This is a genomic window from Nonomuraea sp. K271, from assembly GCF_009908215.1.
Classification (GTDB): domain Bacteria; phylum Actinomycetota; class Actinomycetes; order Streptosporangiales; family Streptosporangiaceae; genus Nonomuraea; species Nonomuraea longispora.
In genome coordinates, this window is sequence record NZ_JAAAHR010000053.1 from 1 (window position 1) to 13,136 (window position 13,136).

The following is a 13,136-nucleotide window of genomic DNA, read 5'->3' on the forward strand; positions in this document are numbered from 1 at the left end:
CTCACGCCCAGGCAGGCGATGCCGAACCCGCCCGCCGCCGCCACCGCCAGCCCTCGCCGGTACGGCAGCCCGCGCGCCGCCGCGAACCCGGCGATCCCGGCCAGGCAGAGCACCAGCCTGCCCACCGCCCCCGCGACCGTGTCGTATCCCACCGGCACGGCCTGCGCGTTCCAGATCCCGCCCAGCGACAGCAGGCTCCCCACCGCGCCGAACGGCCCGTCCGCACGGGCGGCGAACGCCTCCACCCCCGTCGCGTCACCGGTCAGCACGCCTGGCCGCAACAGCGTGGGCACCAGCCAAGGCAGGCTGAACCCGGCCAGCACCGCCACCACCGGCGCGACCCGCGCCACCCGCGCTGTCCAGGGCGTGCGGCCCTCCCGGAGCACGGCCAGCGGAAGCGCCGTCAGCGCGGTGATCGCCATGGCCGCGAACCCCCCGGCCGCCGCGGGCGTCATCGCCACCGCCGACCGGCGGGCCGAGCCGGTCGCCCGCACCACCCACGGCAGCGCCGCGTACCCGAGCAGCAGCGCCCACTGCCCCATCAGCAGCCGCTCGGCCACGTACGGATTCCACACGTAGAACGTCCCGGCCACCAGCCGGGGCGTGAGCCGTCGCGACGGCACGAGCAGCGCCGCGCCCGAGCACCCCAGCACGAACACGCCCAGCAGGATCACCTTCTGCACCACCTCGGCCGGCAGCACCCAGGACAGCGCCGTGACCACCGCGTCGCTCGGCACCACCCGGGGTGCGCTTCCGGCGAGCCCGAAGGTGAAGCGGGTGTACACCGGATCCGGCACGAACACCATGTCCTGCACCAGGACGAACCCCGGGCCCAGCGCGGGACCGAGAGCCAGGCATCCCAGGGCGAGCCCGAGCAGCGCGGCGACCGGGCCGGCGCGAAAGGTACCGCGAAGGGAACAAGGCATCCCGATATGACATCACAACCGCACAACGGGCATTCCCCAACATCACCCGCCTCGTTACCCTTCCGAGCAGGAGGACGGGGTGACGACGATCGGGACTACGGCGCGGGCCCGCTCCACCGGACGCGAGGACGCCGTGCTGGCCGCGGGGATCGCCATGATCGCCGTTCAGCTCATCTGGAAGTTCGCCCTGGTACGCCGGACGTACTTCCGTCAGGACGACTTCCACTTCATCGCCCGCGGCCTCGAACAGGGCATGTCGTGGGACTACCTGATGCGCGTCGACTTCGGGCACCTGATGCCCGGGCCGTTCGCGATCCACTGGGTGATGGGCCGGCTCGGCGTCTACAACGACCTGCTCGCCCACACCGTCACGATCGGGCTGCTGGCCGCCGCCGGGCTCGCGCTGCTGCGGCTGCTGCACGTGCTGTTCGGGGCTCGCCCGGCCATCCTGGTACCGCTGGCGTTCTACCTGCTGACGCCGATGACGCTCTCCGCTCTGTCGTGGTGGGCGGTGGTGGTGGAGACCCTGCCGTTCCAGGTCGCGTTGCCGATGGCGCTCGGCTCGCACGTGCTCTACGTGCGCAGCGGGCGTTTCAGGCACGCGGTGTCCGCCGCGGCGTGGACCGTGCTGGCCATGGCGTTCTTCGTCAAGGCGCCGTTCATCCTGCTGCTGGCCTTCGTGCTGACGCTCGGCTGGTTCCCGCGCGCGGACCGCAGGCCGGCGTGGCTGCTCTACCTCACCCTGATCGCGATCTACGCCGCGATCTTCTTCCAGCGGCTCTCCGCCTCGGTGACGCTCACCAACGACGCGGTACGGCCGGCGCTGCCCGACCCGGCGACGGCCGCCGGCTTCACGTGGCAGCTGCTGACCTCCCTGGTGTCCACGGCGTTGGGCGGGCCGTGGGCGTGGCAGCCGATCGGCGACGACTACGCCATCGCCGCCACCCCGCAGGCGCTGGTCTGGGCCGGGCTCGCCGTCGCGGTGGCGGTGGTCGCGGCGTCCGTGCGATACCGGCGGACGGCCTGGCTGGCCTGGCTGACGCTGCTGGCGTATTTCCTGCTCGCCGACGTGGTGCCCGTCGCGATCGGGCGGATCGTCCAGCTCGGGCCCGACCTCGGCGGCCTTGAGCTGCGGTACGTCTCCTCGACGGCGAGCGTGCTCGCCCTCGTGATCGGGCTGGCCTTCCTGCCGCTGCGCGGCGAGGAGCGCCCGTGGCTGCGCCCGCTGCCGAGGCTCCGGCACGCCTGGATCCCGCTCGGGGCGCTGATCGCGGCGGGTTCGCTCTGGTCCGCCGCCGCGTACGCCCGGCTGCCGCTGGGCGACCAGGTCAGGAGCTACGTCGAGACGGCCCGGCTGGCGCTCAAGCGGGTGCCGTCCGGCTCGGTCATCCTCGACACCCACGTCCCGGGCAAGGTCGCCCACGCGATGTTCTTCTACGACTACGCCCGCGTCTCCAAGCTCCTCGGCCCGCTGGCGGCGCAGCCGGTCACCTGGACCCGGCGGCTGACCGGCCCGGTGCCCAGGCCCTTGGCCTTCGACGGCCAGGGCCGGTTGCGGCCGGTGGTCATCAGCGGAGTCAGGATCCCTCAGCGGGACGGCTGCACCCGGATCTCGGGCAAGGAGACGCGCCTGCGTCTTCCCGCTCCGGTGAGGGCCGGGGAGTGGACGGTGCAGGTCGGCTACCTCAACCCGAAGTCCGCCGAGTTGTCGGTGCGGCTCGGCGACGGCACGGCCGCGGTCCGCGCCGGCAGCGGATTCGGCTGGACCTTCGCTCCCGTCCGGGGCGGCGGCGGCGAGGTGCGCCTGCGCACGCTGGACGGCGGGACGGCCTGCGTCGGCGAGATCCGGATCGGCGTCCCCGTCCCCGCGGAGGACGCCGCGGCGATACCGCCGGACCCGGTGACGCGCTGAGCCGGCCTGAGCCGCCCACTGAGCCGCCCACTGAGCCGCCCACTGAGCGGGCGGCTCAGGCCGCGCGGGTCACTTACCGGGTTCGGGGTCCCTCGGCAGGCCCAGCATGCGCTCGCCGATGATGTTGAGCTGCACCTCGGTGGTGCCGCCGTAGATGGTCATGGCGCGGGTGGCGAGCACCGCCCGGTTCCAGTAGCCGGCGTCGCCGAGCTTCATGTCGGCGGCCGTGACCGCGGCCGTGCCGAGCAGTTCCACGGCGGTCTCGGAAACGTGCTGGGCGTGGGAGGTCGACAGCAGCTTGCGTACGGAGGCGTCCGCGCCCGGCTCGGAGCCGGCCAGCTGCTTGAGCGTGACCCGCAGCGACAGCGCGTTGATCGAATGACCCTCGCACACCACCCCGGCCACCCGCTGCGCCTCCACGGGCGACAACTCCCGGCCGAGCCGCCCCGCCAGGCCGAGCAGGTCGGGCACGGAGGAGCCGGTGCCGCCCGAGCCGGACGACAACGAGACCCGCTCGTTGGACAGCGTGTTGCGAGCGACCTTCCACCCCTCGCCGACCTCGCCCACAACCAGGTCGTCAGGGACGAACACGTCGTCGAGGAAGACCTCGTTGAACAGGTTCTCCCCGGTCATCTCCGTCAGCGGCCTGACGGTGACCCCGGGGGCCTTCATGTCGACCAGGAAGTACGTGATGCCCTCGTGCTTGGAACCCTCGCTGGAGTTACGGGCGATGCAGATGCCCCACTCGGCCACGTGCGCGACCGAGGTCCAGATCTTCTGGCCGTTGAGCTTCCAGCCGCCCTCGACCCGCTCCGCCTTCATCTGCAGCGAGGCCAGGTCGGAGCCCGCGCCGGGCTCGGAGAACAGCTGGCACCAGATCATCTCGCCGCTGAGCGTCCTGGGCAGGAACCGTTCCTGCTGCTCCTGGGTGCCGTACGTGGCGATGGACGGCACCACCCAGGCCCCGATGATCATCTGGGGCAGGCGCACCTTCGCGGCCCTGAGCTCCTGCGCGATCAGCACCTGCTCGAGCGGCTTGGCGTCGCGGCCCCACGGCCTGGGCAGATGGGGCATGACGAAGCCACGCGAGGCGAGCGCCCGCTTCTGCTCCTGTCCCTCCAGACCGGCGATCTCGGCGATCTCGGCGCGGATCGACTCGCGCAGCCCGCCCGCGTCCTCCGGCAGGTCGATCTCCATCGAGCGGGAGACGCCCTGCAGGGCCAGACCGGCGACCGTGGCGGCCCACCCGGACGACAGGCCGAGCAGGGCCCGCAGGGTGAGCGCGCGGCGGTAGTAGAGGTGTACGTCGTGCTCGAAGGTGTAGCCGATGCCGCCGAACGTCTGGATGGCGTCCTTCGCGCACTGGACGGCCGCGTCGGGCGCCATCACCCCGGCGACGGCGGCAGCGAACTCCAGCTCCTTGGCCGCGCCGGCGGTCGCACTCTCCGGAGCCTCCACCTGCTCCTCGGGGCCGGAACGCCGCTCCGCCGCCCTGGTGGCGTCCCAGACGGTGGCGCGGGCCTGCTCCAGCGCGACCAGCATGCGGGACAGCTTGTGCTTGATGCCCTGGAACTGGCCGATCGGGCGGCCGAACTGAACGCGTACCTTGGCGTATTCGGCGGCGGCGGTGACGCACCACGAGGCCAGCCCCGCGGCCTCCGCGCCGAGCACGACGGCCGCCAGGTTGCGTACGTCGGAGCTCTCGACTCCGTCGAGCACCCGCTCCGCGGGCACCGCCACGTCCGCGAGCTCCACCCTGGCGACGGGCCTGGTCAGGTCGAGCGACGGGAGCGCGGTGACCGTGACGGCGGAGGCGTCGGCCACCACCCACTCCTCGCCCTGCGACGTGCTCACCGGCAGCACCAGCACGTCCGCCAGTGAACCGCCGAGCACGGGCTCGGCCGTGCCGGAGACGACCAGGGAGCCGTCGTCGTCACGGACGCCGGTCAGCGCGCCGGTCAGGGCGACCGCGCCGGTGAGCGTGCCGTCGGCCAGGCCCTCCAGCAGGTCGTGCCGCTTGGAGGCGTCGATGACCGCGCCGGCCAGCACGGTCGGCACGTATGGCCCCGGCGCCATCCGCTCGGCCAGCGCCTCCACGGCCACGGCGGCCTCCAGCAGCCCGTAGCCGGACCCGCCCGACTCCTCGGGCAGGTGCAGGCCGAGCAGCCCCTGCTCGGCTAGGCCCGGCCAGAACGGCGGGCGACCGTCCGCCTCGGCGCGCAGCAGCTCCGCCGGGATGTTCCGCTCCGCCCAGCCGCTCACCGACTCGCGGAGCGCCCCGTGCTCCTCGCTCAACCCGATCGCCATGCTCATCCTCCAGCCAGGTCCGGCACCATGCCAGAACCATATTCTAGAGGATGCTTCTGGGCCTAGAGCGGGCGAACCTGCTTCACGATGGTGCTCAGGTCACGCCAGCGTTCCTTGTCCGTCTCTGGGACAGAGGCCATCAGCAGCGTCGGCTTCGTCCTGCCCACCTCGACCACCGTCACCATGGCCTGGGCGACCTGCTGCTTGCCGTCGAAGGTGTAGGTGACCTTGTACCCGAGCGTCCATCCCTTGCCGACCGGGATCTTCTGCGAGGCGGTCCACGCGAGCGTGGCGCCCTTGGGGTACTGCGTGCGGATGGTCCAGCGGGCCGCCTCCGTGGCGATCGCACGGTAGTCGGCGTTGGACGACGGCTTCTTGTCCGGCGCGTCACCGGGATATTTCGCCGAGCCGATCACCGTGTGCGGGATGGCCACCTTGCCGATCCGCTGCGCGACCGAGAACGGCGGGAAGTCCCTGGCCTTCCACGGAGAGCCCAGACGCGGGTATTTGATGCCGGTGTTCTTGTCGGTGATGGTGCCGGTGACCTTGGCCGCCTTGCCGGACAACGTCGGGAACTTCTTGCTCTCCGGCACCGGCGGCAACACGATCGGGCTCTCGGACGCCGACGGGCTGGGCGTCGCCGACGGGGTGGCCGAACTCGGCACGGGCGCGACGGCGACCACGTCCTCGGGCTGCTCCTGGTTGGCGGGCACGTCACCCGAGAAGGCCACGAAGACCAGCAGCACGGCGAGCACGGTCGCGAGGCTGGCCCCGGCCAGGTAGACGACCTTGATCGGGATGTCGCCGAGCCCGCGGGGCTCCGGCTTGGACGTGCGCGGCGGCACCGGAGGCACCTGCGGCTGCATGAACGGCTGCGCGGGCGGCGGCTGACCCGGGGCCGGATTCGGGGGCTGCTGCGGGAACCGGTGCGGCGGCTGGTTGCCACCCTGAGCCGGGTTCCCGGCCCCCGGAGGCCGGCCTCCGGGGGCCGGCGGTCGATATCCGGCGCCTGGGGGCCGGCTGCCGGAGTTCGGAGGCTGGTTCCCCGGGTTCGGGGCCTGGTTCCCGGTGCCGGGAGGCTGATTCGCAGTGCCGGGAGGCTGGTTCCCCGAGTTCGGGGGCTGGTTTCCCGGACGGCCCGGCGGCTGGTTCTGCGGCGGGTTGCCGGACTGCCCCGGTGGCCGGCCTCCGGGCCGGGCCGGGGGCTGCTTCGCGGGTTGGCCGGCGGGCTTCACCGGGGTGGACGACCCCTGCACCGGCGGCCGGGCGATCTGGACCGTCTCCTCGGCGGGCAAGACGATCTTGCGAAACGGAGTGGTGGGTGGATCATGCTCAGGTCTCTGGTCGCCGACGTCCGCCATGGCCATGAGATTACGTCACCCCGGCGAGGCATAAATCCTCTATTCCCCTTGCAGAATCTTATTCTGTAAGGTCGGCGACTATGAGGGGTTTCTACGAGATCGCGGCCAACGACCCTGACCGCGCCGCCCTGCTCGGCGACGACCAGGTTTCCTACGGCGCTCTGCTCGACCGGGTGAACCGGGCCTCCAACGGACTGACCGCGCGCGGAACCGGCCCCGGCGACTGCGTGGTCACCGTGCTGAAGAACGGGCTCGACGCCCTGACCATGATGCTGGCGACGTACCAGATCGGCGCGTACCTGGTGCCGGTCAACTGGCATTTCACGGCCGAGGAGATCGACTACATCGTGACCGACTGCGGCGCCGCCGTGGTGGTCGCGCCGGGCGCGCTCACGGTCGACGAGCTCGTGGCCGGACGGCCCGCCGACGCCCCCGAGCACCGCCGTGCCGGGTCGATGATGCTCTACACCTCGGGCACCACGGGCCGGCCCAAGGGCGTGCGGCGGCGGCTGCTGGACCTGACGCCCGAGGAGCTGTACCCGATCCTGATGCGCAAGAGCTGGCGGCACTTCGGGCTGCCGATGGGCGGGGTGCACCTGGTGTGCTCGCAGCTCTACCACTCGGCGCCGTACGGGCAGGCGATGATGGCGCTGCAGTTCGGGCACACGATCGTGGCGCCGGAACGGTTCGACGCGGCCGGCGCGCTGCGGCTGATCGAACGGCACGGGGTGACGAACGCCTTCATGGTGCCCACCATGTTCCACCGGCTGCTCGCGGTGCCCGATCGGGAGTCGTACGACCTGTCGTCCCTCACCCACCTCTACCACGGCGCCGCGCCCTGCCCGCCGGCCGTCAAGAAGGCGATGATCGACTGGCTGGGGCCGGTGTTGTGGGAGTATTACGGCTCCACCGAGGCGGCCGTGGTGACCATGGTGTCCTCCCAGGAGTGGCTGGCCAGGCCGGGCACGGTCGGCAGGGCGCTGGACGGGATGACGTTCACGATCGTCGGCGATGACGGCGAGGAGGCGCCGCCGGGCTCGCCGGGGCAGGTGTACGTCGAGGGCATCAACCGGTTCGAGTACCACCGCGATCCCGGCAAGACGGCGGCGGCCATGCGCGGCCGGGCGTACACGCCGGGCGACATCGGCTATCTCGACGACGAGGGCTACCTGTTCCTGCTGGACCGGCGGACCGACCTGATCATCTCCGGCGGGGTCAACGTCTATCCCGCCGAGATCGAGGCGGCGCTGCTGGAACACCCCTCCGTGGCGGACGTCGCGGTGATCGGTGTGCCCGACGCCGAGTGGGGGCAGCGGGTCGTGGCGCTCGTGCAGCCCGCGGCGGGAGTCTCCGGCGGCCCGGAGCTCACCGCCGCGTTGCTGCGCCACTGCGAGCCGCGGCTGGCCCGGATGAAGCATCCGCGGGTGATCGAGTATCGCGCGTCGCTGCCGCGTACGCCGACAGGCAAGCTGAGCAGGCGTAACGTCCGAGAAGCGTATCTTTCAGGATGAGCTGGGCACTAAGCCCTGTATGAGGGAGTTCGTCGCAGGACTGGCGGCCACTGCCGTGTTGCTCGCAGGCTGCGGGTCGCCCCCGTCGTCACCGGGCGCCGCCACGCCGACAAGTACGGGCACCACCTCCCCGACCGCCTCCCCCACGGCGTCGCTCCAACCGCTCGAGGCGGCGTACGAACGGGTCATCACGAACGTCCTCCCGTCCATCGTGCAGATCACCACGAAGGTGGGCCTCGGCTCCGGCGTCGTGTTCGACAAGGCCGGGCACATCGTCACCAACGCGCACGTGGTCGGCCAGGCTCAGGAGATGGAGGTCACCCTCGCCACCGGCGGCCCGCCGCGCCCGGCCAAGCTGGTCGAGTCGTTCCCCGCCGGAGACCTCGCGGTGATCAAGGTGGACCGGCCCGACGGACTGCGGCCGGCGAAGTTCGGCGACTCGTCGAAGCTGCGGGTCGGACAGATCGTCCTCGCCATGGGCAACCCGCTGGGCTTCTCGGGCAGCGTGACGAACGGCATCGTCTCGGCACTCGGCCGTACGGTCACCGAACCGCAGTCCGCCGGCTCGCCCGGCGCCACGATCGCCGGGGCCATCCAGACGTCGGCCGCGATCAACCCCGGCAACAGCGGCGGCGCGCTCGTGGACCTGTCGGGTCAGGTGATCGGCATCCCGACGCTCGCCGCCACGGACCCCGACCTGGGCGGGGGCGCGGCTCCCGGCATCGGCTTCGCGATCCCCAGCAACACCGCCACCGACATCGCCGCCCAGATCGTCAAGGACGGCAAGGTCACCAACACCCACCGGGCCGCGCTGGGCATCAGGGGCAGCACGGTCATCGGCGACGACGGGCAACCCTCCGGCGTGGGCGTGGCCAGGGTCGAGCGCGGCGGGGGCGCCGAGAAGGCCGGCATCCGGGCGGGGGACGTGATCGTCTCGATCAATGACAAGGAGACGCCGACCATGGCCGAGCTGGCCGAGGCCATCACGGCGCTCAAACCCGGCGACAAGGTGCGCGTAGGGGTCATCCGCGCGAGCGGGAAGCGGGAGACGGTCACCGTGACGCTGGGGCAGCTCCCGAGCGAGTGACCCGGAGATCACTCCTGCTTGGCAGTGAAGATGATCTCGACGCGGCGGTTCTTGGCCTGGTTCTCCTTCATGGGCCTGCCGTCCACCGCGTTGGGCAGCTTGGGACGGCTCTCGCCGTACCCCTTCGCCTGGAGCGTCACGCCCACGCCGGTCAGCATCCCGCGCATGGCCGTCCGCACGGCCCGCGCCCGGCGCTCCGAGAGCGCGGCGTTGTAGGAGTCGCTCCCCTGGTCGTCCGTGTGCCCCTCGATCTTGACGACGCCGCCCGCGCCCTCCTCGCCGATCTTCCCGGCCACCTCCTTGAGCCGCTGCCGGGCCTTGCCGGTCAGCTTCCACTTGTCCAGGGCGAATAGCACGTCGCTGGTGAGCGCGACCGTCACCTCGCGGCCGCGCTTGCTCTCGCTCTGGGTGCCGTCCAGCGACTCGACCTCGCCGACGATGTCCTCCACGGGCAGCACCAGGTCCTCGACCGGCCCCGTCGCGTCCGGAGGCGCGCTGGGAGCCGGCGACAACACGAGGGACAGCGCGAGGCTAAGAGATCGGAACATCGGTGAACACGCCGAACATCGGCATCTCGACGTTGATCTTCGTGACGTCGGCGGGCGGTGCGGCGAAGACCGCGTACAACGTGGACGAGTCGCCCTTCTCCAGGAACTGGCCCTGGGTTCCCGAGCACACGCACTCCGCGTCCTCGCCCGTGCCGTTGCGGGCCACCCGGTAGCGCTTGGCGTTGACCGGGTCGATCAGGGAGACGGCCGACACCGTGTAGTCGAGCGGAGCCCCGCTCATGCCGTTGTGCAGGTTGACCTTGCCGTCGAGGGTGGTGACCGTCCAGTTCAGGCTGATCGTCCTGCCCTGGCGCTTGAGTGCGGTGATGTCGGCCCTGGCCTTGCCGTGCATGTCGCCGGCGCCGACGTTCGCCTCCAGGGTCGAGATCGCCTTCGTGTTCTGCGAGGGCGCGCTCTGCTCCCCCGCCGACGGGCTCTCCTGATCTTCGGTGGGCTGCTCCTCGGCGGGCGAGGACGCCGGCGTGTCCGGGGCGGCAACCTGCGACTGCCGCTCCTCGCCGCCGCCGCCCGGCTGGCCGGGCAGCATTCCGCAGCCCGCCAGCGCGACGGCCGCGACGGTCAACGCGAACGTCTTACGCATATCATGATCACCTTCGTCTTCGGGGACGTGACTGACCCTCACCGTAGGAAAGCGACCTTCAGGATGTGCATAGTCCGCGTCGCCTGCGCGTTTCCTGTGCGAGCCGCTGCGCCTCGGCCCTGCCCTGCGCATCACGGAGGCCGTCAAACTCTCCCATAGCGCCCATAAGTGCCTCAAGTGCCCCATCGAGATCATCAAGGTCGAGCATCGCCCGTGCCAGCACCATCAACGCCTGCGCGGCGCCCCGGCGATCGCCGTACGAGGTCAAGGTCTTCAGTGCCGCCCGCGCCGATGCCTCCGCCTCGGCGGGAACCCCCTCCGTCCTCGCGAGCTCGGCCAGCACGAGCAGCACCCCCGCCTCGCCCAGCGGGTCACCCAGCTCCCGGTACGCGGCCAGGCTCGCCTCCAGCGGGCCCGCGTCCATGCGCAGAGCGCCGAGAGCGCGTAAGGCGTCGGCCCTGCCACGCCGGTCGCCCGCCTCCTCGAAGACGTGGAGCGCGCGGGTGAAGGCCCGTTCCGCCTCGTCCGCGCGCGTCTGGACCAGGCCGAGCCGCAACGTGATCCTGGCCAGCTCCAGCCCCTCGACCAGCGGCTGCGCCGCCCGCAACGCCGCCGCGGCCGCCGCGGTGCGTCCCTCCGCCCTGTGCAGATCGGCCAGGCCGCGCAGCAGCAGCGCCTCGCCCTGCCGGTGCCCCGCCGCTCTGGCCGCGTCGAGGCCGGTCGCCGTCGTGGCGTGCCAGTCGTCGTGGTGCGCGCCCAGCTCGAACAGCGGCGTCAGGTAGAAGGCCAGCCGCCACGCGGCCTCGTACAGGCCGGACCGGTAGAAGTCGTCTACGGCGGCCACCAGGAACCGGCGTTCGGCACTCAGCCAACGCGCCTCCCACCGCGCCCACTCGGTCTCCAGCCCTGTCCCGCTCCCCCCTGCCAGGGCCGGGCCGGGTGAGGCGGGGCCGGTCAGGTTCCAGCGGGTGAAACCCGGGTCCCAGTCGGCCGCCTCCGGTGGGGCGCCGGTCCGGCCGGGCGGGTGGATCTCCGTGCGGCCGGTGCCGGGCTCCGCGGGCAGGAGGGCGGCCCTGGCCTGCCTCGTCCGCTCCAGGACGGTCGCCGCCCTGCTCTCCAGCACCGCACGCGCGCCGCCGCCCTCCTCCGCGAGCCGCTCGGCGGCGTAGAGCCGGGTCAGGTCGTGCCAGCCGTACCGTTCCTGCCCCGCCTCGTCCAGGCCGCGCGACTGCAGCAGACCGGCCTCCGCCAACGGTTCCAGGTCCGCCCCCAGAACCCACGGCGCGAAGTCGGGCGCGGACAGGGCGCCGAGCTCGCGCAGCAGCCGTCGCTCGGGATCGGGCAGGCCGCGGTAGCCGAGGGCGAGGCTGCCGCGTACGGCCAGGTCTCCCGCGCTCAGCTCGTCGAGCCTGCGCCGCTCGTCGCCCAGCCGGCCCACGAGGTGGTCGAGCGTCCAGCCGGGCTTCCTGGCCAGCCGGGACCCGGCGATGCGCAAAGCCAGCGGCAGGCCTGCACAGAGCCGGACGATGCGCAGGGCCGCCTCCGGCTCGGCGCGTATCCGGTCGTGCCCCGTCACCCCGCCGAGCATGGCCACGGCCTCGTCGTCGTCGAGCACCCCCAGCTCGTACGCCCGCGCGGCCTCCAGCCCGGGCAGCGGCGACCGGCTCGTCACCAGTGTGAGGCTGCCGGGACCCGTCGGCAGCAGCGGGCGCACCTGGGCCTCGTCGGCGGCGTCGTCGAGCAGCACGAGCAGTTTCCTCGTCGCCGTCATGCTGCGGTAGAGCCGGACGCGCTCGTCCAGCCCCGGCGGGACCTCGCCGTCGGGGCAGCCCAGCGAGCGCAGCAGGTCCTCCAGCACGGCAGCGGGTGGCCTGGCGCCGAGCGCGGCGTACAGCCGGCCGCCGGGACGCTCGATCCCGGCGGCGGCGTGCACGGCGACGGCCGACTTGCCGCAGCCGGGCGGGCCGTGCAGCACCAGGTGCACGGGGGCGGCGGCGTGCTGGCGGGCCGCCGTGCCGATCCAGTCGAGCGCCTGGCGGCGTCCGGCGAAATCGGAAATGTCGGGCGGCAGCTCGTTGACCGGCGCCGCTCCTACCGCGTCGGCGTCGCCGGGCCGGCGGGGGTCCTCGCCGCTGCGCCGACCGGCGGCCCGTGGGTGCTCGTCCGACAACACCCGCCGGTGCGCCTCGGCCAGTTCCGCGCCCGGCTCCAGCCCCAGCTCCTCGACCAGCGTGCGCCGCGCGTCCTGGTAGGCCCCGAGCGCCTCCGAACGGCGGCCCGCCTGGTGCAGCGCCTCGATGAGACGCACCCAGGCCCGTTCCCGCAGCGGATGGGCGCCCACCAGCGCCCGCAACTCCCCGACCACCTCGGCGCCCCTGCCCAGGCTCAGGTCCAGCCGCACCCGCTCCTCGACCGCGGTCAGGCGCAGCTCCTCCAGCGGCACGGCGTACGACCTGCGCAACACGGACGACTCGACGTCGGCCAGCGCCTGCCCCCGCCACAACCCCAGAGCCGCCCTGAACCCGTCGGCCGCCTCCGCGACCCGCCCTTCGTCCCGCCGCCGTCTCGCCTCGGCGACCAGCCGCTCGAACCGGTGGCAGTCGACGTCGTCGGGCTCCACCTCCAGCAGGTAACCGCCCGGCACCGTACGGATGCCGTCGACCAGTTTGCGCAGCGCGCTGACGTACACCCTGAGCACCGACTCCGCCGACGCGGGCGGCCGGTCGTCCCAGACGACCGACATCAGCCGTTCGACCGGCACCTGCTTCCGGGCCTGCAGCAGCAGCGCCGCCAGCAACGCGCGGTGTTTGGCCGGGCCCGGCGCCGGCCCGCTCTCGACCCGCAGCGGCCCGAGCACACCGAACCGCACGTTCACGCGCCTTC

Annotated in this window: 8 protein-coding genes and 1 pseudogene; 3 read left to right on the top strand and 6 right to left on the bottom strand. The window is 72.6% G+C overall.

Translation table 11 applies throughout. From position 1 onward, the window contains the following. Nucleotides 1–926 (bottom strand): annotated as a pseudogene (locus tag GUY59_RS19780) (hypothetical protein); the annotation flags it as partial. 79 nt (nucleotides 927–1,005) lie between these two features. Between GUY59_RS19780 and GUY59_RS19785 the strand changes: the two are divergent. After that, the gene (locus tag GUY59_RS19785) at nucleotides 1,006–2,838 is read left to right on the top strand and encodes a hypothetical protein (protein ID WP_138207407.1); all 1,833 of its coding nucleotides are present in this window, start codon (nucleotides 1,006–1,008) and stop codon (nucleotides 2,836–2,838) included. 69 nt (nucleotides 2,839–2,907) lie between these two features. On the opposite strand, the gene GUY59_RS19790 is transcribed toward GUY59_RS19785, so the two are convergent. Both GUY59_RS19790 and GUY59_RS19795 read right to left on the bottom strand, forming a co-directional pair. Further along, the gene (locus tag GUY59_RS19790) at nucleotides 2,908–5,145 is read right to left on the bottom strand and encodes an acyl-CoA dehydrogenase (RefSeq protein WP_138207409.1); all 2,238 of its coding nucleotides are present in this window, start codon (nucleotides 5,143–5,145) and stop codon (nucleotides 2,908–2,910) included. 62 nt (nucleotides 5,146–5,207) lie between these two features. Continuing rightward, on the bottom strand, nucleotides 5,208–5,990 hold the full coding sequence (locus GUY59_RS19795) for an iron-containing alcohol dehydrogenase (RefSeq protein WP_138207411.1): 783 nt from the start codon (nucleotides 5,988–5,990) through the stop codon (nucleotides 5,208–5,210). A gap of 596 nt (nucleotides 5,991–6,586) precedes the next feature. On the opposite strand from GUY59_RS19795, the gene GUY59_RS19800 reads away from it, so the two are divergent. Next, entirely contained in the window at nucleotides 6,587–8,017 is a 1,431-nt protein-coding gene (locus GUY59_RS19800) for an AMP-binding protein (protein ID WP_138207412.1), read from the top strand. Nucleotides 8,018–8,036: 19 nt separating this feature from the next. Then, complete coding sequence (locus GUY59_RS19805; protein ID WP_138207414.1) at nucleotides 8,037–9,104, top strand: S1C family serine protease; 1,068 nt, start codon at nucleotides 8,037–8,039, stop codon at nucleotides 9,102–9,104. Nucleotides 9,105–9,112: 8 nt separating this feature from the next. Here the strand turns inward: GUY59_RS19805 and GUY59_RS19810 are convergent, their stop codons facing one another. From GUY59_RS19810 to GUY59_RS19820, 3 genes are read right to left on the bottom strand one after another with little or no spacing between them, the layout of a single operon-like run. Further along, nucleotides 9,113–9,652, bottom strand: a complete 540-nt coding sequence (locus GUY59_RS19810; protein ID WP_138207417.1) for an OmpA family protein — start codon at nucleotides 9,650–9,652, stop codon at nucleotides 9,113–9,115. Further along, nucleotides 9,636–10,253 (bottom strand): hypothetical protein, encoded by a 618-nt coding sequence (locus tag GUY59_RS19815; RefSeq protein WP_138207419.1) that lies wholly within the window; start codon nucleotides 10,251–10,253, stop codon nucleotides 9,636–9,638. The genes GUY59_RS19810 and GUY59_RS19815 overlap by 17 nt, the downstream gene beginning before the upstream one ends. A 58-nt stretch (nucleotides 10,254–10,311) precedes the next feature. After that, on the bottom strand, nucleotides 10,312–13,128 hold the full coding sequence (locus GUY59_RS19820; RefSeq protein WP_138207421.1) for an AfsR/SARP family transcriptional regulator: 2,817 nt from the start codon (nucleotides 13,126–13,128) through the stop codon (nucleotides 10,312–10,314). Nucleotides 13,129–13,136 lie beyond the last annotated feature (8 nt).

Excerpts from the sequence above, each read along its gene's own strand:
- GUY59_RS19790 (WP_138207409.1), bottom strand. The coding sequence starts at position 5,145 with ATGGCGATCGGGTTGAGCGAGGAGCACGGGGCGCTCCGCGAGTCGGTG.
- GUY59_RS19800 (WP_138207412.1), top strand. The coding sequence starts at position 6,587 with ATGAGGGGTTTCTACGAGATCGCGGCCAACGACCCTGACCGCGCCGCC.
- GUY59_RS19805 (WP_138207414.1), top strand. The coding sequence starts at position 8,037 with ATGAGGGAGTTCGTCGCAGGACTGGCGGCCACTGCCGTGTTGCTCGCA.
- GUY59_RS19810 (WP_138207417.1), bottom strand. The coding sequence starts at position 9,652 with ATGTTCCGATCTCTTAGCCTCGCGCTGTCCCTCGTGTTGTCGCCGGCT.
- GUY59_RS19815 (WP_138207419.1), bottom strand. The coding sequence starts at position 10,253 with ATGCGTAAGACGTTCGCGTTGACCGTCGCGGCCGTCGCGCTGGCGGGC.